Below are 20,043 nucleotides of genomic sequence, written 5' to 3'. Positions count from 1 at the left end.
CGAAAACCAGAGCCGCTACATCGCTTCCTTGATCCCCTTGCGGATCAGCCACCAGTTGACCGGATAGGCGGTCAGGAAGCCGCAGATCATCGCGATCTGCATCGACGCCCAGAACTCGGCCATGTTCACCTCGAGCTTCACGCCGAGGATCGCGCCGAAGATCCAGAAATGCATGATCGCCATGAAGCCGTACATGCCGAGCTGCCACGAGGTCAGCGACAGCGTATCGGCCTTCACGGCCTCGATGATCCCCTTGCCCGGCGACAGGCCGCGCATCGGCACGATGGTCGCATACTGGAAGCCGACGCCGAAGAGGAAGGCGAGGATGTAGTCGACGATCCAGGTTGCGAAGATCTTCTCGGAAAAGATGCTCTCGTAGCCGAACCAGATGGCGATCGCCGGGACGATGAAGACCAGCCATTCGGCGACGATATCGCCAAGCGTGCAGCCGGCGCCGCAATGCGTCGCGCCCTTGCCGACCTTGACGGGGAACGGCGTTAGCTTCTTGTGCGGCATCTCCTCGTCGCGCTTCATCGCCGCATGCGCGACTTCATGGCGGGCGAGCCGGCCATAGGTCCAGTAGCCCCAGAGCGCGAGCGGCCCGGCGTAGAGACCGGTGACGGGCCAGACGACGTTCATGATCGACATGTGTTGGGGATGACGGACGACGTCCGCGAGAATGACCGCGGCGGAGGCGAAGCCGATAATGAGCATCGTGATCGCCAGGATGTGAAGCCATTCGGGAATCATGATCTCTCCTTGCTGGGCCGATCGTCGGTGCAAGGCACGGAGCCTCGCTCCTGCCGGCCATCTTGGTCGAAAGCCGCGCGGCGTCTTGCGCCCTCACAGCCCTCGGCTCGGCCGGTCTCCAGTTGTGGGAAGGTCAGCGACAAGGCTTGGTTCCAAGAATCGCGAGCCGGCAAGGGATTCTGCTGGCGGAGAAGATCCAGCCCATCCCACTTCCAAGCGACCGACGCTCTTGGTCATGCGGCGGCTGCGAGCCGCGAAAATCAGAAAGGGACGAGTTTGCCGTATCCCCACCAGGGGGATAGGATAGCTCATGAGCCACAAAACCGATCCGGAACTGCGCAAGCGCCTGAAGCGCGCCGAGGGCCACCTGTCGAGCGTCGTGCGGATGGTCGACGACGGCCGCGACGCGCTGGCGATCGCCCAACAGATCCAGGCGGTGGTGCGGGCGCTCGAGCAGGCGAAGCGCCTGCTGATCCACGATCATATCGACCATCATCTGGTCGAGGCGTCGGGCGCAGCGAACGAGGAGACCCGGCGCCTCCTCGCCGAATTCCGGGAAATCACGAAGTATTTGTGAGGATCGCCATGGCACTCGAACTCGATCATGCCGCTCACGACCACGTCTTTCTCGGGGGCGATCACGAGCGCAACGAGCGGCGGACCTGGATGGTGATCGCGCTCACCGCGGTGATGATGGTCGTCGAGATCGTCGCCGGCCTTGCCTATGGCTCGATGGCGCTGCTCGCCGACGGGGTGCACATGTCGACCCATGCGGGCGCGCTGCTGATTGCCGCTCTCGCCTATCTCCTGGCGCGGCGACATGCCGACGATCGCCGCTTCACCTTCGGCACGGGCAAGTTCGGGGACCTTGCCGCCTTCGCCAGCGCGATCATCCTCGCCGTCTTTTCCGCCGGGATCGCCTTCGAGGCGGTCATGCGGATCATCCATCCGATCAGCATCCGTTTCGGGGAGGCGATCCTCGTCGCGGCGGTCGGCCTCGCGGTGAACCTCATCAGCGCCGCTCTCCTGCATCATCACGGCCATGGCCACGATCATCCCCACGACGATCACAATCATCGCCACGCTCTCGGTCCGGACCGCGCGGCCGCCCACGCTCATGCGGATGGTCCCGCTGGGCATGAGCACCATGACGACCGCAATCTTCGCGCCGCCTATCTCCATGTTCTTGCCGATGCGCTGACCTCCGTCCTCGCGATCCTCGGTCTCGTTGCCGGCTGGATCTACGGACAGGTTTGGGTGGACGCGCTGGTGGGGCTTCTCGGGGCGGCCGTCATTGCCCGGTGGTCATTCTCGCTTCTCAAGGACAGCGGCGCCGTGCTTCTCGACGTCGTCCCGAACCGGCACACGGCCGAGGCCATCCGAACGGGGATCGAGAGTGGGGAAGACCGCGTCGCGGACCTTCATCTGTGGCGGGTGGGTCCCGGCCATCTGGCCGCGATCGTGTCAATTGTCTCGGACGCACCGCAGCATCCCCACGTCTACAAGCAGAAGCTGCGCCATGTCCGCGGGCTGTCCCACCTCAGCGTCGAAGTGGTGCATGGCTGAAGGCGGAAGGGCTGTCCGGTGACGCTGGCCGCCGCCGCCGCGGTTTCGGCCGGCCGAGACCAGCGGTCGGCAAAATCCTGACCAGACGATAAAAAATTTGACCTTCTGAAAAACTGGGATCATTCTAATCCACAGGATGCGCGGCCGTGCCGGTCGAACCGGCTGCAGGCTGCGGTTTCAGGAGGGGATGATCGCCTGATGTCGACGACTGCGAGCCGCCCAGACATCCGAGCCAGACGGCTCGACGCCGACGCGCTGGCAAGGAACTTCTCGGACCTGCATCCGCCGCTCGAAGCTCACGAGGCGCTGGTCGAGGCGGACCGCTGCTATTTCTGCTACGACGCGCCGTGCATGCAGGCGTGTCCGACCACGATCGACATCCCGCTCTTCATTCGCCAGATCCAGGCCGGCAATCCGATCGGCGCGGCGAAGACGATCCTCTCGGCGAACATCCTCGGCGGCATGTGCGCCCGCGTCTGCCCGACAGAGACCCTTTGCGAGGAGGTCTGCGTGCGCGAAGTGGCGGAGGGCAAGCCGGTGAAGATCGGCATGCTGCAGCGCTTTGCGACCGACCGGGTGATGGAGACGGGAGAGCATCCCTTCAAGCGGGCAGCGCCGACGGGCAAGCACATCGCGGTCGTCGGCGCCGGGCCGGCGGGCCTGTCCTGTGCGCACCGGCTGGCGATGCTGGGGCACGCGGTGACGCTCTACGACACACGCGAAAAGCCGGGCGGCCTCAACGAGTACGGCATCGCCGCCTACAAGGCGACCGAGAACTTCGCTCAGGCCGAGGCCGGCTTCGTCCTGAAGATCGGCGGCATCGACCTACAGACCGGCAAGGCGCTCGGCCGCGATATCCACCTGTCCGATCTCCGGCGCGATTTCGACGCGGTGTTCCTGGGTCTCGGCCTTGCCGGCGTCAACGCGCTCGGTACCGACGGCGAGACGCATTCCGGTTCGCATGACGCGGTCGCCTGGATCGCGGATCTTCGCCAGACGCGGGATCTCTCGGACCTTCCGGTCGGCCGCCGGGTGGTCGTCATCGGCGGCGGCATGACGGCGATCGACGCCGGCGTGCAGGCGAAGGCTCTCGGCGCCGAGGAGGTGACGATCGCCTATCGGCGCAGGCGCGAGGCGATGAACGCCAGCCGCTACGAGCAGGAGGTGGCCGCGACGCGCGGCGTCCACATCCGCTGCAATCTCCAGCCGAAGCGGATCCTGACGGAGAACGGCCATGTCGTCGGCATCGAGCTGGAGCGTACTGTCGCCGGCGAGGACGGCCGGCTGGTCGGGACCGGCGAAAGCGTGACGATCGAGGCGGACCAGGTGTTCAAGGCGATCGGCCAGGCGTTCCTGCCCGACGGCACGGATGGCGAAGGCGAGGGGATCGCGCTTGAGCATGGCCGCATCAGGGTCGACGCTGCGCGCCGCACCTCGCTCGACGGCGTCTGGGCCGGCGGCGACTGCATTGCAGGCGGCGAGGATCTGACAGTCGTCGCCGTCGAGGACGGCAAGATCGCGGCGTTCGACATTCACGCGGCGCTGACGGCGGTGGAGAAGGTCGCGGCGGAGTGAACTCCGTGGCCGATGTTTCTGGATCCAGACACAGTTTCGCCTGAACAAGGAGCGTGAGCCATGGCCGATCTGACGACAAGCTTCATCGGCATTGCCTCGCCGAACCCGTTCTGGCTGGCTTCCGCCCCGCCGACGGACAAGGAATACAACGTCCAACGCGCCTTCGAGCAGGGCTGGGGCGGCGTCGTCTGGAAGACCCTCGGCGAGGATCCGCCCGTGGTCAACGTCAACGGCCCGCGCTACGGCGCCGTCTGGGGGCCGGACCGCCGGCTCCTGGCGCTGAACAACATCGAGCTCATCACCGATCGCGCCCTCGACACGAACCTTGAGGAGATCGCGCGGGTCAAGCGCAACTGGCCGGACCGGGCGGTGGTGGTATCGCTGATGGTGCCTTGCGAGGAAGCGCCCTGGCAGAAGATCCTTGCGCTGGTCGAAGAGACCGGAGCCGACGGGGTCGAACTCAACTTCGGCTGCCCGCACGGGATGAGCGAGCGCGGCATGGGATCGGCCGTCGGCCAGGTCCCGGAATATATCGAGATGGTCGCCCGCTGGTGCAAAGAGCATTCGAGGCTGCCGGTGATCGTCAAGCTGACGCCCAACATCACCGACATCCGCTATCCGGCTCGCGCTGCCAGGAAGGGCGGCGCCGATGCGGTGTCGCTGATCAACACGGTCTCGGCGATCATGTCGATCGACCTCGACAATTTCGCGCCGACCCCGACGATCGACGGCAAGGGCTCGCATGGCGGGATGTGCGGCCCGGCCGTCAAGCCGATGGCGCTCAACATGGTCGCCGAGATCGCCCGCGATGCCGAGACGAGGGGGATGCCGATCTCCGGCATCGGCGGCATCACGACCTGGAGGGACGCCGCCGAGTTCATCGCGCTCGGCGCCGGCAATGTGCAGGTCTGCACCGCGGCGATGACCTACGGCTTCAAGGTCGTCAAGGAGATGATCTCCGGCCTTTCGGACTGGATGGACGAGAAGGGCTACGCCACCATCGAGGATTTCCGCGGCCGCGCCGTGCCGAACGTGACGGACTGGCAGTACCTCAATCTCAACTACGTCACCAAGGCGCGGATCGACCAGGAGCTCTGCATCAAGTGCGGGCGCTGCCATATTGCCTGCGAGGACACCTCGCATCAGGCGATCACCAGCATGGTCGACGACGTCCGGCATTTCGAGGTGATCGATGCCGAATGCGTCGGCTGCAATCTCTGCGTCAATGTCTGCCCGGTCGAAGATTGCATCACCATGGAGCGGATCTCCGGTGTCGACCCGCGGACCGGCAAGCCTATCCCCGACAGCTACGGCAACTGGACCAGTCATCCGAACAATCCGATGGCCGTCGAGGCCATGCAGTTCGCTCCCGAACCGGTCGATCTTCCGGACGCCGCCGAGTAGGGGGCCTCGGCCGGCCTCGTCGTCGAGGACAGAACTGCGCGGCGGCCGCAGAGGCCGCTTCGGTGAGGCAGCGCCGCCTGCCGCGCAACCGATTCGGGCGGCGCAAGAATATCCGGGGCGCATGACCTCGATCCTTACCGAATTCCCGAGCGCTTTCCTTTCAACGATTTGCGCGATCGTAACGGGCAGGTAACCGGTTGCGTTCATGATCGAAACGGACTGCGGTTCAGACCTTCTCGACCGCCAGAAACAGTGCGGGACATGAAAGACGCGTAATGTCGATCAGGCTCAGACTCTTCGTCGGCAGCATCGTATTCGCGTTACTCACCGGTGCGTTCGGCCTGTTCTCCTACAGTTCGCAGATCGCATCGCTCGACATCGTGCGGCAACTCTACGACGAGGGGATCGATCCGCTCAGCCGCCTGCAGATGGCCAAGAGCAACGCCGACAGCCTGCGCGCGCGCCTGGAAGTCGCCATGGAGAAGACGGGAGGCGAGCAGCGCTCGATCCTCCAGGGGGCTCAGCTGGAAATGCTCCTCGTCACGGTGTCTTCGCTCAACGCCGATGTCGAAAACGTATTGTTGTCGCAGTTGACGCCGCAGGCGCAGAAGGCGCTCCGGGCCGTCCTTTATCCGCTGAGCCTGATCGCCACTGCGCAGGGCCACCTCTCGGACCAGACCGTTCTGCGCGAGCTCAAGCGCATCTCGTTGTCCATGAACGAGACGCTCGGCATCATGCGCGACGACATGAAGGGTCTGAAAGGCGATGCGGACCAGTCGATCCGATCGGCGATGATCCTCACCGGCGCGGGCGCCGTCTCGGTGTTCGTCGCGCTCTCGGCCTTTTTCGTCTTCCTCTCGCGTTCCGTCGGCGGGGCTCTGAGACACCTGACCGACACCGCCCGTTCCCTGGCGGCCGGAGTTCTGGACACGCCCATCGTCCCCTTCGGACCGCGGGAAGTCCGCAACGTGCTGGAAGCGCTCGCCGAGATGCAGGACCGGTGCGAGATCCTGGAATCGACCCTGGCCGAGAAGACCGATCTTCTGTCGGGACAACTGGCGGTGCAGCAGGACCAGCTTGCCGCCGCGCTCAACAACATGACGCAGGCACTCTGCATGCTCGACGGCCAGAAGCGGCTCGTCGTCTGCAACGAGGTCTTCGTCGACTATTTCGGCTCCCATCCCGCCGGAACGCTGGCGCGCAAGTTCATCCAGGATCCGCGGCTGATCGTGCCGCTGCAGGAAAACGAGACGGCGGTCCATCTGCACGAGCTGGAGACTGGGGCCGTCATGGAGGTCAAGCGCCGGGGCATGCCCGAGAAGGGGCTTCTGATCACCTTCGAGGACATCACCGAGAAGCAGCAGATCTCCAAGCGCCTGGAACATCTCGCCGGTCACGACGGCCTGACGGATCTGCCCAATCGCCGCTGCTTCGGCGAGGAACTCGACCGGCTCCTCGTGAAGGCGCGCCACGCCTTCACCGTCGCGGTTCTCGACATCCGGAACTTCAAGTCGATCAACGACACCTATGGCCACCCGGTCGGCGACGCGCTCCTGAAGGAATGCGGGCGTCGCCTCGTCGCCTTGATGGGAAGCCGCGCGACGGTCGCCCGGCTCGGCGGCGACGAGTTCGCGATCATTGCCCAGCAGGCCCGCTCGCCGGAAGACTCGCTGAAGCTCGGCGAGCAGATCATGGCGGATTTCGAGCATCCCTTCGAGGTCGACGGACGCCGCATCTTCGCAAGCGCCAGCGTCGGGCTGGTGCATACCGTCCCGATCAAGGCGGCCGGTGGCGAGATGAGTGCCGACATCATCCTGCAGAACTGCGACCTCGCCCTCTACAAGGCGAAGGAAGACCGTCGCGGCGCCTTTCGCATCTTCCACCCGTCGATGCGCCAGAAGCTCAAGCAGCGGCGCGAGATGGAACTCGACCTTCAGGTCGCGCTCGAACGCGATCAGTTCGAGCTCTTCTACCAGCCCTTCGTCGACGCCGGGGCCGGCCGGGTCAGCGGTTTCGAAGCGCTGCTGCGCTGGCGGCATCCGGAGAAGGGCATGATCTCGCCGGCAATCTTCATCCCGCTCGCCGAAGAGACGGGCTTGATCGACAGGCTCGGCATCTGGTGTCTGGAGACAGCCTGCCGCCAGGCTGCCGGATGGCCCTCGGATCTGACCGTCTCGGTCAACCTTTCGCCGGTGCAGTTCAAGAGCCCCACGCTGCTCGCCGACATCAACCGCGCGCTGGCGAAGTCCGGCCTGTCTCCGGCCCGCCTCCAGATCGAGGTGACCGAATCCCTGTTTCTCGACGAGAGCGACAAGGTGCTGTCGATCCTAACCGACTTCCGCCGTCGCGGCCTCGTCATCTCGATGGATGATTTCGGAACCGGCTATTCCTCGCTCGGCTATCTCAGCCGGTTCCCGTTCGACAAGATCAAGATCGACCAGTCCTTCGTCCGCGACATGGCGCGGCCGGAGAACATCGCGATCGTTCGCTCGGTCATCGGCCTGTCGCGCGCGCTCGGCATGAAGGTCATCGCCGAGGGTATCGAGACCTCCGACCAAATGCAGGTCCTCTTCAACGAGGGCTGCCGCGAGATGCAGGGCTATTTCTTCTCGCGGCCGCGTCCGGCCGGCGAGCTTCCGCAGATGCTGTCCGAGATCGCCGGTCGCTGGGATGGGGAGTTCTCGTCGCTGACGAAGCCGGGCATGCGGGCCGTCAACGCCGCCTGAGGCCAGGGAAGTTCCCGCCGGACCGTTGGCCGAGCGCGATCCTCAGTCGGCGAAGTCCTCGCAGTCCCGCGTCACGTCGATCCGCGCCCATCCGAGCCGGACCGGTTCGCCCGTTCGTCCGCCGCCGACCGCGGCGAGTTCGAATCCGTCTCGTTCGGCATATTCGAAGAGGACGTTCTCGCCCGGCTTGATCCGCCCGACGGTCGCCGCGTTCCCCGACGGCGCAGAATAAAGCGGCAGCGGATCGGGCCCGCGGAACCGGATGCAGGAAAACTCGAACGAGCCCGGCAGGCCGAACACCGCCAGGGCCCTTATTTGTGGCGCGTCGTCGATATCGAGAGTCCGTTTCTGCGTGTCGATCCTGCAGCCGCGCTGCCGCTCGGCCGCCTGCAGCCTCTCCACCTCCGCCCGATCTTCCGCCGTCAGGGAGGTCTTGCCCGGCCGGCAGTCGGCATCGTCGAAGACCGCCTTGCCGAGCGGGGAGGAGAAGCAGTGGCCCGCCCGGTCGAAGATGGCGTTGCGCGCGACCCATAGGCGCTCGCAGAACTTGTCCGCTGCCAGCGATCGGCCGGGGCAGGCAATAAGGAGTGCGAAGAGCGGCAGATATGGCCGCATGGGAGCCGTCACCCTGTCTGTGCGATCAGGCGCAGATCCTACGGGCGAGCCGCCTTTCCGGCAATGGCGAAGGTCGTGGGGTCAGTCCCGGCGTCTGACACCGTTGAGAATGATGGTGAGGACCGCCTGGGCCGTCTGCTCGCGAAAGCCGGGACGATCCACCTGGCTTCCGAGAATGGCCCGGATCTGCAGGTCGAAATCGGCGTAGTGCTGCGTCGTCGCCCAGATCGTGAAGATCAGATGGTAGGGATCGACCGGGGCGAGCCGGCCGGCGGAGACCCAGTCCCGGATGACCTTGGCCTTCTCGTTGACCAGGCTCTTCAGTCGGGTCTCCAGGAACGAGGAGACCACCGGTGCGCCGGCAAGGATCTCATTGGCGAACAGCCGCGAGGCGGCCGGTCTTTCCGCCGACATCCGGAGCTTTTCGGTGATGTAGCGCCTGAGTTCTTCGATTGGATCGCCCGCCGGATCCATCGCCTCCAGGGGCGCCAGCCAGTCGGCGAGGATGCGCTCCAGAACGCCGCGGTAGATGTCCTGCTTGCGGCGGAAATAATACAGGAGGTTGGGCTTCGACATGCGGGCGCGGCCGGCGATCTGGTCGAGCGTCGAGCCCCGGAATCCGTGGACCGAGAAGACGTCGAGCGCAGCCTCCAGAATGATCTCGCGATTGATCGCCTGGATGCGGGTCTCGCGCCGATCCTCCCTGTCCCGACCGGTATCGACCGTGGCGTCCATTGGCCGCGTCCCCTCTGCTCGTCTTCTCTGCAGCGACGTGATCTGCACACGGACGCTGCAAAGCCGCTTGACCGGTCCGGAGGGACCTTCTAGCCTCCATTTTGACCATTTAGTCAAGAATCCCGGGGTTTCGACGGTCGTCGGCGCGCCGGAAGGCGAGGGCGTCATGACCGAGCACGCAAAGATCGTCCCCAATAACCTCGAAGCCTTCTGGATGCCGTTTTCGGCGAACCGGCAGTTCAAGAAGGCGCCCCGCATGTTCGTGGCTGCCCGGGACATGCACTACACGACCTCGGACGGGCGGAAGGTTCTGGACGGCACGGCCGGCCTGTGGTGCGTCAATGCCGGCCATTGCCGGCCGAAGATTACCGAGGCGATCCAGCGCCAGGCCGCCGAGCTGGACTATGCGCCAGCCTTCCAGATGGGCCACCCCAAGGCCTTCGAACTCGCCTCGCGGCTGACGACCATCGCGCCCGAAGGGCTCGACCATGTCTTCTTCACCAATTCCGGCTCCGAATCCGTCGAGACCGCGCTGAAGATCGCGCTCGCCTATCAACGGGCGAAGGGCGAGGGCTCCCGCTTCCGGCTGATCGGGCGGGAACGCGGCTATCACGGCGTCAATTTCGGCGGGATTTCGGTCGGCGGCATCGTCGGCAACCGCAAGATGTTCGGTACGCTGCTCACCGGCGTCGACCATATGCGCCATACGCACGATCCCGACCGCAACGGCTATTCGAAGGGCGAGACCGAGCACGGCGTCGAGCTCGCCGAGGATCTGGTGCGCATCGTCGCGTTGCATGATCCCTCCACGATCGCGGCCGTGATCGTCGAGCCCGTGGCCGGCTCGACAGGCGTGCTGCCGCCGCCGAAGGGCTATCTCAAGCGCCTGCGCGAGATCTGCGACCAGCACGGCATCCTCCTCATCTTCGACGAGGTGATCACCGGCTACGGGCGCATGGGCACGGCGTTCGCGGCCGATTATTTCGGGGTGACGCCGGACATCATGGTCACCGCCAAGGGCCTGACCAACGGCGTTATCCCGATGGGCGCGGTCTTCGTGAAGGATCAGATCTACGACGCCTTCATGGGCGGCGCCGAGCATATGATCGAATTCGCCCATGGCTATACCTATTCGGGCAATCCGATCGCGGCGGCGGCAGGTCTCGCCACCCTCGAGACCTATCAGGAAGAGGGCCTGTTCGAGCGGGCGAAGGCGCTGGAGCCGGTCTGGGCGGAGGCCATCCATTCGCTGAAGGGCACCCGCCACGTCACCGATATCCGCACCATCGGCCTGATCGGCGCGATCGAACTCGAACCGATCGCCGGCGAGCCGACGAAGCGCGCCTTCTCGGCCTTCGTGAAGGCCTTCGAAGAGGGGCTGCTCATCCGCACGACGGGCGACATCATCGCGCTGTCGCCGCCGCTGATGGTGAGCGAGGATCAGATTGGAGAGATCGTGGATACGCTGAAGGGGATTGTGGGCGGGCTGGACTGATGATGGAGTCGTTCCCTTTCTGGGCCGTGGCGAGCGGTGCAGTGCCTCGGCATGATGATGGGAATGGCGCCGCCACCGAAGCCTCGTCATTCTCGGGCCCCGTCCCGAGAATCCAGGTGCAACCGCCGCAGCATCGGCGGCTTCCGCATTTTCAGCCCGGGATGAACGGTGCCCGACGATCTCTGGATTCTCGGGACGGGGCCAGAGAATGACGAAGTCGAGATGTCCGACGCCAACCGTTTTTGGATCGGGAACGTCACCCGCGATGAGATGACGGAACGCCCAGCCTCATTACTTAGCCTTTCCGAAAAGGACATGCCCCATGAGCCAACTCTCCAACCTCCAGATCAATGGCGACCGGCTGTGGGACTCGATCATGGAGATGGCGGAGATCGGCCCGGGCGTTGCCGGCGGGAACAACCGCCAGACGCTGACAGACGAGGATGGCGAGGGGCGCAAGCTCTTCCAATCTTGGGCCGAGGCCGCCGGCATGACCATGGGCGTCGACACCATGGGCAACATGTTCTTCACCCGCGAGGGAACCGATCCGGACGCGCTGCCCGTCTATGTCGGCAGCCATCTCGACACCCAGCCGACCGGCGGGAAGTATGACGGCGTGCTCGGCGTCCTCGGTGCGCTGGAACTGGTGCGCACGCTCAACGATCTGAACATCAGGACGAAGCACCCGATCGTCGTCACCAACTGGACGAACGAGGAGGGCACGCGCTTCGCGCCGGCCATGCTCGCCTCCGGTGTCTTCGCCGGCGTTCACGAGGAGGCCTGGGCGAAGGACAAGGTCGATGCCAAGGGCAAGCGCTTCGGCGACGAATTGAAGCGCATCGGCTGGGAGGGCGACGAACCGGTCGGCGCCCGCAAGATGAAGGCCTTCTTCGAGCTTCACATCGAGCAGGGGCCGATCCTGGAGGACGAGGGCATCGACATCGGCGTCGTCACCCACGGCCAGGGCCTCTACTGGCTGGAGGTGACGCTTACCGGCAAGGAGAGCCACACCGGCTCGACCCCGATGCCAAAGCGCCGCAATGCCGGCCTCGGCTTGGCAAGGGTGACCGAACTGGTCCACGAGGTAGCGATGGACTATCAGCCGAACGCTGTCGGCGCGATCGGCCATATCGACGTCTATCCGAACTCGCGCAACATCATCCCCGGCAAGTGCGTGTTCACCATCGACATCCGCTCGCCGTCGAAGGAAACGCTCGACACGATGCGCGAGCGGATCGAGGACGGCATCGACCTCATCGCCGAAGCGCTCGACATCGAAGCCTCGGTGGACGAGGTCGGCCATTTCGACCCGGTGACCTTCGACGCGGATTGCGTCAAGGCGGTTCGCGACGCCGCCGAGCGGCTCGGCTACAGCCACACCAACATCGTCTCCGGCGCCGGTCACGACGCCTGCTGGATCAACCGCGTCGTGCCGACGGCGATGGTCATGTGCCCCTGCGTCGACGGGCTTTCCCATAACGAGGCCGAGGAGATCTCGAAGGAGTGGGCGACGGCGGGGGCCAATGTGCTGATGCATGCCGTGGTGGAGACGGCGGGGGTGGTGGAGTAGGATACCGTCGGCCGATTGGCAGATGATGAGGAGGCGGCCATGGGGCGCCCGAGGGAACTGACGGACGAGCAACGCCGCGACCTCGTGGCGAAGGGATGGCGGCCGATCGAGGTCTGGGTCATCGACCGCAACAACCCGACCTATCGCGAAGAGGCAGCGCGTCAGGCGGGAAGTGCCGCTGAAGCTGACTTGCGAGACGGCGAAATCGACGACTGGCTCACTTATGTGCAATCCGGCATCTGGGGTGACGAGGCCCCATGAGGCGCGGCGACGTCTTCGGAGCGTCACTTCGCGGTTTGGCATCGAAACCCAGACCCAGCATCATTCTGCATGCGACGGAGTTCATCGTGCCTGGTCGTCCCGTGCTCGTCTGTCCTCTGACGAGCGAGTTATCGGACGCGCCTATGATCCGCGTCGACATCGAGCCAAGCGAGGCAAACGGCCTGCAGGTTCGCTCTCAAGCGATGATCGACCGGCTGTCTGCCGCTTTGCCGCAGCAGGTCGGGCTGAAAGTGGGACATTTGGAAGCCGAGGATTTGGCTCGCATCGAATTTGCTCTGATCAACGTCCTGTCTCTGCAGCACGCGCTCAGCATAGTTTCCGGAAAGGGTAAGTTGCCATGACCACAGTCATCAAGGGCGGCACGATCGTCACCGCCGATCTCACCTACAGGGCCGACATCCTGATCGACGGCGGCAAGATCGCAGAGATCGGCCCGGACCTTTCCGGCGACGAGGTGATCGACGCCTCCGGCGCCTATGTCATGCCGGGCGGGATCGATCCGCACACTCATATGGAAATGCCCTTCATGGGCACGTTCTCCGCCGACGACTTCGACACCGGCACGGCGGCGGCGCTGGCCGGCGGCACGACGATGACCGTCGATTTCTGCCTGCCGGCGCCGGACCAGGGGCCGATGGATGCGCTGCAGGAATGGTTCCAGAAGGCCGGGCCCGCGCGCACTGACTATTCCTTCCATATGGGCGTCACCTGGTGGGGCCAGAAGTTCTTCGACGAGATGCCGAAGGTGGTCGAGGCCGGCATCAACACCTTCAAGCACTTCATGGCCTACAAGGGCGCCTTGATGGTGAACGACGACGAGATGTTCGCGTCCTTCACCCGCTGCGCCGAGATCGGAGCGATGCCGCTGGTCCATGCCGAGAACGGCGACGTCGTCGCCTTCCTCCAGCAGAAGCTGATGGCCGAGGGAAACAACGGCCCGGAGGGCCACGCCTATTCGCGGCCACCGGAAGTCGAGGGCGAGGCCGTAAACCGGGCGATCATGATCGCCGATCAGGCCGGCGTGCCGCTCTATGTCGTCCACACCTCCTGCGAGCAGGCGCATGAGGCGATCCGCCGTGGCCGGCAGAAGGGCATGCGGGTCTATGGCGAGCCGCTGATCCAGCATCTCGTGTTGGACGAAGGCGAATATTTCAACGCCGACTGGGACCACTCTGCCCGCCGCGTGATGAGCCCGCCCTTCCGCAACAAGTCCCACCAGGATTCGCTCTGGGCGGGGCTCGCGGCCGGCTCGCTCCAGGTCGTCGCCACCGATCACTGCGCCTTCACCACCGAGCAGAAGCGCATGGGCCTCAACGACTTCACCAAAATCCCGAACGGCACCGGCGGCCTGGAAGACCGGCTCGCCGTGCTCTGGACCAAAGGCGTCGTCACCGGCCGGCTGACGATGAACGAGTTCGTTGCGGTGACCTCGACCAACATCGCCAAGATCCTCAACATCTATCCCAGGAAGGGCGCGATCCTCCCCGGCGCCGACGCCGATTTGATCGTCTTCGACCCCAGGGCGACGAAGACGATCTCGGCGAAGACCCAGAAATCGGCGATCGACTACAATGTCTTCGAGGGAATCGAGGTCACCGGCCTGCCGGTGATGACGGTCTCGCGCGGCAAGCTCGTCTACAAGGAAGGCGACGTACGCGCCGAGAAGGGCGACGGCCGCTTCGTCGAGCGCCCCGCGAATGCGCCGGTCAACCAGGCGCTGTCGACCTGGAAGGAGCTGACCGCACCGCGCAAGGTCGAGCGGTCGGGTATTCCGATGAGCGGGGTGTGATATGGAGCAAGTTATCCTGGGGCGGAAGATCGAGGACTTCAGTTCGATCTTCAGGGCAAAGGTCCAGACGGCGGAGGCTCAACAGCTGACGCTCCTTATTGAGAAGCATTCGGAGCTTCTGGAAATCGCCACGGGGCAGGGGCGACCAGCAGTGGCTCCCCTGCTAGCAATCCTCGACGAAGCTCTGACAAAAGCTCTTCTCTCGGACGACCATTTGCTGAAGACATTTGGGCATTTGGTGGGGGCGCAGATGGAGAGTCGCGAGTATTCCTGGGACACTAACAACCGCGCGAAGGTCCGATGGCCGTTCGATGACAAGACGTCTGTCTGTCAGATCTACGATCCGAGATCATGAGGCGTCCTAGCCCCCTCGGGGGCGCCCTCTGGCTCGGATCGACTGCAGGATCAGGCCCGTACCAGCCCCTCCAGATCGGGCCGCAGCACGACGCTCTCCTGCTCGTTCGGGTCGGTGCGGGCGATGACGGCGACGCAGGGTTCCGGGCCGGGATTGTAGGGCAGGTGCGGCACGCCCGCCGGAATGTAGAAGAGGTCGCCCGCGGCCACCACCGCGTGCTGCTCCAGCCGCTCGCCATACCATGTGCCGGAGACGCCGCTGATGACGTAGATCGCCGTCTCGTGGCTCTCGTGAAGATGCGCCCTGGCACGCCCGCCGGGCGGGATCGTCAGAAGATGCATGCAGATGGCGGTTGATCCGACGCTCTCGGCCGAGATGCCGGCCACGTATCGGAAGCCCTGCTTGCCGTCATATGTCCCGTCAGCGCGGACCAGTCGGCACTCCGCACCCGTCTTCGGATCGCTCATGGTGACACTCCTTCCTTGCCCGAGCCGCGGCATGCAGGCCGGGCCGTTCGAGGCACATCATATCGCAGACGAGGCACGGGCTCATCGCCGATTCCGTTGCGAGCGAAAACCTCACGCCAGCGGAGCCGCGAATGCCTGAAGCCGCCGTATCGCCGTCCGTCGCCGCAGCTGCGGGCGCCGCCGCATCGCCCGTCATCCAGGCGCGCGACCTGAACCTCGTGTTCCAGACCGCCGACACCCCGGTCCATGCGCTGAAGGATGTCGACCTCACCGTAAGGCGCGGCGAGTTCGTCTCGCTGATCGGTCCGTCCGGCTGCGGCAAGACCACGCTTCTGCGCGTCATCGCCGATCTGGAGCAGCCGACATCGGGCACCATCTCGGTCAACGGCATGACGCCGGACGAGGCGCGGCGGGCGCGGGCCTATGGCTACGTCTTCCAGGCCGCGGCGCTTTATCCCTGGCGCACGATCGAGAAGAACATCGCGCTGCCGCTGGAAATCATGGGTTTTTCCGCGACCGACCGCGAGCGCCGGGTCGCCGCCGGGCTCGACCTCGTCGGGCTCACGGGCTTCGGCAAGAAATTTCCCTGGCAACTGTCGGGCGGCATGCAGCAGCGCGCCTCGATCGCCCGTGCGCTGGCCTTCGACCCGGATCTCCTCCTGATGGACGAGCCCTTCGGCGCGCTCGACGAGATCGTGCGCGACCATCTGAACGAAGAGCTCCTGAAGCTCTGGGCGAAGACGAACAAGACCATCGTCTTCGTCACCCACTCGATTCCCGAGGCGGTGTTCCTCTCGACCCGCATCGTGGTAATGAGCCCGCGCCCCGGCCGCATCCACGAGGTGATCGATTGCGACCTCGGAACCGAACGCCCGCTCGAGATCCGCGAGACGCCGGAATTCCTGAAGATCGCCCACAGGGTGCGTGAGGGGCTGCGGGCCGGGCATGGCTATGGGGACTGACCCCGGTGTACGGTGAGCGCGTTGTGATTTCGGGGGAAGGGCTTCTTCATGAACTCGGCGGCGATCCTGTGGCTCGCGGGAGCGGTACCCGTCTTTCTCGCGGCGGCGTCGGCGACCCGGTCCTACGTCTCCAACGGCATCCCTCTCGTACTGGCGGGATCGCTGATGCTCTACTGCGTCGGCAATCTGATGATGGTGAAGCTGATGCGCGAGAGCGGTCTCGGCGTCGCGATCTCCGCCTCCTCGGTGGCACAACTGATCCTCATCAACATCATCGCCTTCGCCGTCTTCCAGGAGCGCCCGCCGGTGACGCAGCTGATTGGCATGGGGCTTGGGCTCGTCGGCTTCGTGCTGATGGTCTGGCCGGCGGCGAAGGGGTGAGGGTGGATTTCGATCATTCGAGGAGATGTCGGCGCCTGCGTACCCCCCTCTGGGCTGCCGCCCATCTCCCCCACAAGAGGGGAGATCAGCAGCTTTGGGATATGGCAGGCTCCTGCAGACGCGAGCGCCAGTCTCAGCGATTGAAGCTGGGCGAAGACGTCGGAGCAGGACCAATCTCCCCCCTTGTGGGGGAGATGTCAGGCAGGACAGAGGGGGGTGGACGGTCGTCGCAGATCGGACGGTGGCCATCGTGACCTCAGCTTCGTCAGGCACCCCCATCGCCGAACCTGGTGCCGCCATCGGCTATCACGGCCCGGTCCGGCGCCTCGGCCGGCGCATCGCCGGGGGCCGCACCTTTCCGGTCCTGACTGTCTGCCTCGTGATCCTGATCCTATGGTATGTCGGAGCAATCTTCCTCAACTGGCAGACCGAGGGCGACCGGCTGGCGCGGATGGGTGACGGGGTGGTGCCGTTCGGCGATCATCTCGCCGCGACCCTTTCGGCGCAGCGTGCGGTGCTCCCGGCGCCGCACCAGATCGCCGCCGAGATCTGGAAGACCACGGCGACGGTCAGCCCGCTCTCGCGCCGCTCGCTGTTCTACCACGCCTGGGTGACGCTCTCCTCGACGCTCCTCGGCTTCGCGATCGGCACGGGGCTGGGCATCCTCCTCGCCATCGGAATCGTCCACTCCAAGACGCTCGACAAGAGCCTGATGCCCTGGGTCATCACCTCGCAGACCATCCCGATCCTCGCCGTCGCGCCGATGGTCATCGTGGTGCTCGCGGCCGTCAACGTCACAGGCCTTCTGCCGAAGGCGATCATCTCGATGTATCTGTCCTTCTTCCCGGTCACGGTGGGCATGGTGAAGGGGCTGCGCTCGCCGGACGCCATGCATCTCGACCTGATGCACACCTATTCGGCCTCCAAATCGCAGATCCTCGCCAAGCTGCGGCTGCCGGCCTCGCTGCCTTTCCTCTTCACCTCGATGAAGGTGGCGGTCGCCGCGGCGCTGGTCGGCGCGATCGTCGGCGAACTGCCCACCGGCGCCGTCGCCGGCCTCGGCGCGCGGCTTCTCGCCGGCTCCTATTACGGCCAGACCGCGATCATCTGGGCGGCACTGGTCGCGGCCTCGATCATGGCGGGGCTGCTCGTCGGGCTGGTCGGCCTTGCGGAGCGGGCGGTGCTGAAACGAACGGGAGCCCGTCCGTGAGCCTTGCGCGCCAGTCATCGTCCTCGCGAAGCGGCCTCCGCGAACTCTTCGGCAGCCACGGGCCCGCTGCGATCGTGGCTGCGGCAATCGTCGCTCTCGCCTCGGCCTATGGCGCGCTGGCGCTGCTCGCCGCCGGCGAACGGGGCGGGGCGCTGGCGATAATCGTCGTCATCTTCTGGCTGTCGGCCTGGCGCCTGACTGCCGGTCTTGCGGCGCTCGAGCCGGCCGGTCGCTCCGCGCGCGCCATCGTCTCGGTGCTCGTTCCCTCGATCTTCGGACTGACGCTCCTGTTTCTCTGGGAGTTCGTCGTGCGAGGGCTGGAGGTCCCCGCGATCCTCCTGCCGCCGCCCTCGGCGATCGGCGCCAAGTTCGCCGCCTCGACGCCGACGCTCTGGGCCGACTTCGTCCAGACCTATCTGAAGGCGGTGATCGCCGGCTATGTGCTCGGCTGCGGATCGGGCTTCCTGGTGGCGATTCTGATAGACCGCTCGCCCTTCTGGAAGCGCGGCATCATGCCCGTCGGCAATCTCGTCTCGGCGCTGCCGGTCGTCGGCATCGCGCCGGTAATGGTGATGTGGTTCGGCTTCGACTGGCCGTCCAAGGCGGCGGTCGTGGTTGTGATGACCTTCTTTCCCATGCTGGTGAACACCGTCGCGGGCCTCAACGCGTCCGGCCAGATGGAGCGCGACCTGATGCGCACCTATGCCGCCGGCCACTGGACGACGCTGATGAAGCTGCGACTGCCGGCGGCGATGCCCTTCGTCTTCAACGCGCTGAAGATCAATTCGACGCTGGCGCTGATCGGCGCGATCGTGGCGGAGTTCTTCGGCACGCCGATCGTCGGCATGGGCTTCCGGATCTCGGTCGAGATCGGCCGGATGAACACCGACATGGTCTGGGCCGAGATCGCCGTAGCGGCGCTCGCCGGCTCGGTCTCCTATGGTCTCCTATCCGTCGTCGAGCGGGTCTCGACATTCTGGCATCCGTCGAACCGGTGAAGGGGGGCGGGCGCGATCAACATGGAGATGAGGGAATGAAGACGATTGTTCTGGCCGGTGCCGCGCTTGCCGCGGCGGCGTTGACGAGCCCGGCGTTGGCCGCGGACCCTGTGACCCTGCAGCTCAAATGGGTCGCCGACGCGCAGTTCGCCGGCTACTACGTCGCCAAGGACAAGGGCTTCTACGACGACGCCGGCCTCGACGTGACGATCAAGCCGGGCGGCCCGGACATCGCACCGGAGCAGGTGATCGCCGGCGGCGGCGCCGACGTCATCGTCGACTGGATGGCGGCCGCGCTCGTCGCGCGCGAAAAGGGCGTGCCGCTGGTCAACATCGCCCAGCCCTTCGTCCGGGGCGGCCTGCAGCTCACCTGCCGGAAGGATACCGGCATCGAGAAGCCCGAGGACCTGAAGGGCAAGACCCTCGGCGTCTGGTATTACGGCAACGAATATCCGTTCTTCGCCTACATGTCGAAGCTCGGCCTCAACGCCCAGGAAGGCGGCGACGTCACCGTCCTCAAGCAGGCCTTCAACGTCGACCCGCTGCTGCAGAAGCAGGCCGACTGCATCTCGACCATGAGCTACAACGAATACTGGCAGCTGATCGAGGCCGGCATGAAGCCGGAGGATCTCGTCGTCTTCAAATATTCCGACGAGGGCGCCGCCATGCTGGAGGACGGGCTCTACACGCTGGAGCCGAAGCTCGACGATCCCGCGTTCGTCGATAAGATGGCCCGCTTCGTCAAGGCCTCGATGAAGGGCTGGGAATATGCCCAGGAGCACCCGGACGAAGCCGTCCAGATCGTCATGGAAAACGACACGACCGGCGCGATCACGGAGGAACACGAGACGCATATGATGGACGAGGTCAACAAGCTGACGGCGGGCGGCGACGGCACGCTCGACGCTGCGACCTACGACAACACGGTGCAGATCCTCACCGATCAGAAGATCATCTCGAAGACGCCGGAAGGCGCCTATACGAGCAAGGTCACCGACAAGATGAAGTCGATGGACTGACGGCCGACGGCCTCAGATTCCGCCCCTTGTCGCGGCCGGCGCAGAGATGCGCCGGCCGTTGTCTTGCCGGATCGTCAGCTGCCGGACGTTAGAGCGTCGGGCGATTAATCTGCAACGCAGCCTGCAGCTTTGAAGTAGTTCCAG

20 protein-coding genes are annotated in these 20,043 nt (G+C 65.2%); 16 read left to right on the top strand and 4 right to left on the bottom strand.

Annotated elements, in window-relative coordinates; all coding sequences use genetic code 11:
- Positions 1-15: 15 nt before the first annotated feature.
- A complete protein-coding gene (locus LH400_RS13630) occupies positions 16-750 on the bottom strand; it encodes a DUF4396 domain-containing protein (RefSeq protein ID WP_229153281.1) in 735 nt (244 codons plus the stop codon).
- 310 nt (positions 751-1,060) lie between these two features.
- Between LH400_RS13630 and LH400_RS13625 the strand changes: the two genes are divergently transcribed.
- The 5 genes from LH400_RS13625 (at position 1,061) to LH400_RS13605 (ending at position 8,021) form a co-directional block, all read left to right on the top strand.
- Complete coding sequence (locus LH400_RS13625) at positions 1,061-1,327, top strand: metal-sensing transcriptional repressor (RefSeq protein ID WP_229153280.1); 267 nt, start codon at positions 1,061-1,063, stop codon at positions 1,325-1,327.
- Between the two features lie 8 nt (positions 1,328-1,335).
- Entirely contained in the window at positions 1,336-2,316 is a 981-nt protein-coding gene (dmeF, locus tag LH400_RS13620) for a CDF family Co(II)/Ni(II) efflux transporter DmeF (RefSeq protein WP_229153279.1), read from the top strand.
- Positions 2,317-2,514: 198 nt separating this feature from the next.
- Positions 2,515-3,891, top strand: a complete 1,377-nt coding sequence (locus tag LH400_RS13615; protein WP_229153278.1) for an NAD(P)-dependent oxidoreductase — start codon at positions 2,515-2,517, stop codon at positions 3,889-3,891.
- A 60-nt stretch (positions 3,892-3,951) separates the two neighbouring features.
- Positions 3,952-5,295 (top strand): NAD-dependent dihydropyrimidine dehydrogenase subunit PreA, encoded by a 1,344-nt coding sequence (preA, locus tag LH400_RS13610; protein WP_229153277.1) that lies wholly within the window; start codon positions 3,952-3,954, stop codon positions 5,293-5,295.
- A 275-nt stretch (positions 5,296-5,570) separates the two neighbouring features.
- Positions 5,571-8,021 (top strand): putative bifunctional diguanylate cyclase/phosphodiesterase, encoded by a 2,451-nt coding sequence (locus LH400_RS13605; RefSeq protein ID WP_229153276.1) that lies wholly within the window; start codon positions 5,571-5,573, stop codon positions 8,019-8,021.
- Between the two features lie 42 nt (positions 8,022-8,063).
- On the opposite strand, the gene LH400_RS13600 is transcribed toward LH400_RS13605, so the two are convergent.
- Both LH400_RS13600 and LH400_RS13595 read right to left on the bottom strand, forming a co-directional pair.
- Complete coding sequence (locus LH400_RS13600; RefSeq protein ID WP_229153275.1) at positions 8,064-8,636, bottom strand: YARHG domain-containing protein; 573 nt, start codon at positions 8,634-8,636, stop codon at positions 8,064-8,066.
- Positions 8,637-8,717: 81 nt separating this feature from the next.
- Positions 8,718-9,371 (bottom strand): TetR family transcriptional regulator C-terminal domain-containing protein, encoded by a 654-nt coding sequence (locus LH400_RS13595; RefSeq protein WP_229153274.1) that lies wholly within the window; start codon positions 9,369-9,371, stop codon positions 8,718-8,720.
- Positions 9,372-9,537: 166 nt separating this feature from the next.
- On the opposite strand from LH400_RS13595, the gene aptA reads away from it, so the two are divergent.
- From aptA to LH400_RS13565, 6 genes are all read left to right on the top strand, one after another.
- Positions 9,538-10,866, top strand: a complete 1,329-nt coding sequence (aptA, locus tag LH400_RS13590; protein ID WP_229153273.1) for an omega-aminotransferase AptA — start codon at positions 9,538-9,540, stop codon at positions 10,864-10,866.
- A 322-nt stretch (positions 10,867-11,188) separates the two neighbouring features.
- Positions 11,189-12,436, top strand: coding sequence for a Zn-dependent hydrolase (locus LH400_RS13585; RefSeq protein ID WP_229153272.1), 1,248 nt, complete (start codon positions 11,189-11,191; stop codon positions 12,434-12,436).
- Positions 12,437-12,451: 15 nt separating this feature from the next.
- Positions 12,452-12,697 carry an antitoxin MazE-like protein gene (locus tag LH400_RS13580; protein WP_229153271.1) on the top strand — a complete coding sequence of 82 codons (246 nt, stop codon included), beginning with the start codon at positions 12,452-12,454 and terminating at the stop codon, positions 12,695-12,697.
- Positions 12,694-13,059, top strand: a complete 366-nt coding sequence (locus LH400_RS13575) for a type II toxin-antitoxin system PemK/MazF family toxin (protein WP_229153270.1) — start codon at positions 12,694-12,696, stop codon at positions 13,057-13,059. The genes LH400_RS13580 and LH400_RS13575 overlap by 4 nt, the downstream gene beginning before the upstream one ends.
- Positions 13,056-14,507, top strand: coding sequence for a dihydropyrimidinase (gene hydA / locus LH400_RS13570; RefSeq protein WP_229153269.1), 1,452 nt, complete (start codon positions 13,056-13,058; stop codon positions 14,505-14,507). The genes LH400_RS13575 and hydA overlap by 4 nt, the downstream gene beginning before the upstream one ends.
- Before the next feature lies 1 nt (position 14,508).
- Positions 14,509-14,862, top strand: a complete 354-nt coding sequence (locus LH400_RS13565; protein ID WP_229153268.1) for a hypothetical protein — start codon at positions 14,509-14,511, stop codon at positions 14,860-14,862.
- Positions 14,863-14,912: 50 nt separating this feature from the next.
- On the opposite strand, the gene LH400_RS13560 is transcribed toward LH400_RS13565, so the two are convergent.
- On the bottom strand, positions 14,913-15,329 hold the full coding sequence (locus LH400_RS13560; protein WP_229153267.1) for a cupin domain-containing protein: 417 nt from the start codon (positions 15,327-15,329) through the stop codon (positions 14,913-14,915).
- A 131-nt stretch (positions 15,330-15,460) separates the two neighbouring features.
- Between LH400_RS13560 and LH400_RS13555 the strand changes: the two genes are divergently transcribed.
- The 5 genes from LH400_RS13555 (at position 15,461) to LH400_RS13535 (ending at position 19,899) form a co-directional block, all read left to right on the top strand.
- Positions 15,461-16,291, top strand: a complete 831-nt coding sequence (locus LH400_RS13555) for an ABC transporter ATP-binding protein (protein WP_229153266.1) — start codon at positions 15,461-15,463, stop codon at positions 16,289-16,291.
- Positions 16,292-16,339: 48 nt separating this feature from the next.
- A complete protein-coding gene (locus LH400_RS13550) occupies positions 16,340-16,672 on the top strand; it encodes a hypothetical protein (protein ID WP_229153265.1) in 333 nt (110 codons plus the stop codon).
- A gap of 298 nt (positions 16,673-16,970) precedes the next feature.
- Entirely contained in the window at positions 16,971-17,882 is a 912-nt protein-coding gene (locus LH400_RS13545) for an ABC transporter permease (RefSeq protein WP_229153438.1), read from the top strand.
- A gap of 86 nt (positions 17,883-17,968) precedes the next feature.
- Positions 17,969-18,880, top strand: coding sequence for an ABC transporter permease (locus LH400_RS13540; protein ID WP_370638394.1), 912 nt, complete (start codon positions 17,969-17,971; stop codon positions 18,878-18,880).
- A gap of 35 nt (positions 18,881-18,915) precedes the next feature.
- Entirely contained in the window at positions 18,916-19,899 is a 984-nt protein-coding gene (locus LH400_RS13535; protein WP_229153264.1) for an ABC transporter substrate-binding protein, read from the top strand.
- Positions 19,900-20,043: the final 144 nt, after the last annotated feature.

The organism is Jiella soli (assembly GCF_020615385.1).
Lineage (GTDB): Bacteria > Pseudomonadota > Alphaproteobacteria > Rhizobiales > Rhizobiaceae > VKMB-3413.
The sequence above is the reverse complement of the archived record's forward strand: the minus strand, read 5'-3'. Positions and strand labels throughout refer to the sequence as shown.

What these genes read in the sequence shown, in the direction of transcription:
- LH400_RS13575 (WP_229153270.1), top strand. Translation starts at nt 12,694, where the DNA reads ATGAGGCGCGGCGACGTCTTCGGAGCGTCACTTCGCGGTTTGGCATCG.
- LH400_RS13600 (WP_229153275.1), bottom strand. Translation starts at nt 8,636, where the DNA reads ATGCGGCCATATCTGCCGCTCTTCGCACTCCTTATTGCCTGCCCCGGC.
- LH400_RS13630 (WP_229153281.1), bottom strand. Translation starts at nt 750, where the DNA reads ATGATTCCCGAATGGCTTCACATCCTGGCGATCACGATGCTCATTATC.
- LH400_RS13535 (WP_229153264.1), top strand. Translation starts at nt 18,916, where the DNA reads ATGAAGACGATTGTTCTGGCCGGTGCCGCGCTTGCCGCGGCGGCGTTG.
- preA (WP_229153277.1), top strand. Translation starts at nt 3,952, where the DNA reads ATGGCCGATCTGACGACAAGCTTCATCGGCATTGCCTCGCCGAACCCG.
- LH400_RS13595 (WP_229153274.1), bottom strand. Translation starts at nt 9,371, where the DNA reads ATGGACGCCACGGTCGATACCGGTCGGGACAGGGAGGATCGGCGCGAG.
- LH400_RS13605 (WP_229153276.1), top strand. Translation starts at nt 5,571, where the DNA reads ATGTCGATCAGGCTCAGACTCTTCGTCGGCAGCATCGTATTCGCGTTA.
- LH400_RS13560 (WP_229153267.1), bottom strand. Translation starts at nt 15,329, where the DNA reads ATGAGCGATCCGAAGACGGGTGCGGAGTGCCGACTGGTCCGCGCTGAC.
- LH400_RS13625 (WP_229153280.1), top strand. Translation starts at nt 1,061, where the DNA reads ATGAGCCACAAAACCGATCCGGAACTGCGCAAGCGCCTGAAGCGCGCC.
- LH400_RS13550 (WP_229153265.1), top strand. Translation starts at nt 16,340, where the DNA reads ATGAACTCGGCGGCGATCCTGTGGCTCGCGGGAGCGGTACCCGTCTTT.
- LH400_RS13555 (WP_229153266.1), top strand. Translation starts at nt 15,461, where the DNA reads ATGCCTGAAGCCGCCGTATCGCCGTCCGTCGCCGCAGCTGCGGGCGCC.
- aptA (WP_229153273.1), top strand. Translation starts at nt 9,538, where the DNA reads ATGACCGAGCACGCAAAGATCGTCCCCAATAACCTCGAAGCCTTCTGG.
- LH400_RS13565 (WP_229153268.1), top strand. Translation starts at nt 14,509, where the DNA reads ATGGAGCAAGTTATCCTGGGGCGGAAGATCGAGGACTTCAGTTCGATC.
- LH400_RS13585 (WP_229153272.1), top strand. Translation starts at nt 11,189, where the DNA reads ATGAGCCAACTCTCCAACCTCCAGATCAATGGCGACCGGCTGTGGGAC.
- hydA (WP_229153269.1), top strand. Translation starts at nt 13,056, where the DNA reads ATGACCACAGTCATCAAGGGCGGCACGATCGTCACCGCCGATCTCACC.
- LH400_RS13615 (WP_229153278.1), top strand. Translation starts at nt 2,515, where the DNA reads ATGTCGACGACTGCGAGCCGCCCAGACATCCGAGCCAGACGGCTCGAC.
- dmeF (WP_229153279.1), top strand. Translation starts at nt 1,336, where the DNA reads ATGGCACTCGAACTCGATCATGCCGCTCACGACCACGTCTTTCTCGGG.